The sequence below is a fragment of the Siphonobacter curvatus genome, assembly GCF_002943425.1.
GTDB classification, from domain to species: Bacteria; Bacteroidota; Bacteroidia; order Cytophagales; family Spirosomataceae; genus Siphonobacter; species Siphonobacter curvatus.
Genome location: NZ_PTRA01000016.1, coordinates 1 through 1,721 on the forward strand (window position 1 = coordinate 1; position 1,721 = coordinate 1,721).

At 51.3% G+C, this 1,721-nt stretch carries 1 rRNA gene; it reads left to right on the top strand.

Annotated features, from left to right (window positions below):
• A 23S ribosomal RNA gene (locus C5O19_RS25780) occupies nucleotides 1-1,721 on the top strand; the annotation flags it as partial.

The window sequence follows — 1,721 nt, forward strand, 5'->3', positions numbered from 1 at the left end:
AGCAGGTGACAGCCCTGTAGATGTAAAGGTAGTTAACGTAGCAGGATCCTGAGTAGGTGGGGACCGGTGAAATCCCCTCTGAATCTGGCGGCACCATCCGCCAAGGCTAAATACTCCCGAGAGACCGATAGTGAACGAGTACCGTGAGGGAAAGGTGAAAAGTACCCCGAATAGGGGGGTGAAAAGACCCTGAAACCGCACGCTTACAAGCGGTCGGAGCCAGTTTTCTGGTGACGGCGTGCCTTTTGCATAATGACCCTACGAGTTACGGTTACTGGCTAGGTTAAGTATTGCAGATACGGAGCCGAAGCGAAAGCGAGTCTGAATAGGGCGAAGCAAGTCAGTGGCTGTAGACGCGAAACTTTGTGATCTACCCATGACCAGGTTGAAGTGTCGGTAACACGACATGGAGGACCGAACCAGTTGACGTTGAAAAGTCTTTGGATGAGTTGTGGGTAGGGGTGAAAGGCCAATCAAACTGAGAGATAGCTCGTACTCCCCGAAATGTTTTTAGGAACAGCCTTGGGATTGAGTTATACGGAGGTAAAGCTACCGATAGGACTAGGGGGAGTCAAATCCTACCAAATCCTGACGAACTCTGAATGCCGTATAATATGCCCAGGAGTGAGGGCTGGGGTGCTAAGGTCCCAGTCCGAGAGGGAAAGAACCCAGACCATCCGCTAAGGCCCCTAAATCAGGGCTAAGTTGAACAAAGGAGGTCCGACTGCAGAGACAGCCAGGATGTTAGCTTGGAAGCAGCTATTCATTTAAAGAGTGCGTAACAGCTCACTGGTCGAGCGGGGCGGGCATCGATAATAAACGGGCATCAAGTCTTGTGCCGAAGCGATGGAAGTAGTAATACTTGGTAGGGGAGCATTCTCAACAGCGGTGAAGGTGTGGCGGCAAGCCATGCTGGAGCGTTGAGAAAAGCAAATGTAGGGATAAGTAACGATAAGGAAGGTGAGAAACCTTCCCGCCGTAAGGATCAGGATTCCTCAGCTATGCTAATCAACTGAGGGTTAGTCGGGAGCTAAGGAGTTAGCGAAAGCGAAGCTTCGATGCCCAGCAGGTTAATAGTCCTGCACTTACACCAGTGCGATGTAATGACGGAGTTCATGGGTTTCTACGTACGGACGGAAGTGTGCGTTGAGCCGAGCCCGCAAGGGCAAGGCGAAGAAATGAGTGAGCTTCCAAGAAAAGTTACTAAGCTTCAGCTGGCTGTAACCCGTACCGCAAACCGACACAGGTATCCGGGTAGAACATACCAAGGCGCTCGAGTGAATCACGGCTAAGGAACTCGGCAAATTAACCCTGTAACTTCGGGATAAGGGGAACCACAGCGATGTGGTCGCAGAGAAATGGCCCAGGCGACTGTTTAACAAAAACACAGGGCTTTGCTAAAACGAAAGTTGACGTATAAGGCCTGACACCTGCCCGGTGCTGGAAGGTTAAGAGGGGATGTTAGTCGCAAGGCAAAGCATTGAATCGAAGCCCCAGTAAACGGCGGCCGTAACTATAACGGTCCTAAGGTAGCGAAATTCCTTGTCGGGTAAGTTCCGACCTGCACGAATGGTGTAACGATCTGGGCACTGTCTCAGCCGTGAGCTCGGTGAAATTGTAGTAGCGGTGAAGATGCCGCTTACCCGCCACGGGACGGAAAGACCCCGTGAACCTTCACTACAGTTTTGCACTGACTTTTGGTAACTGGTGTGTAGGATAGG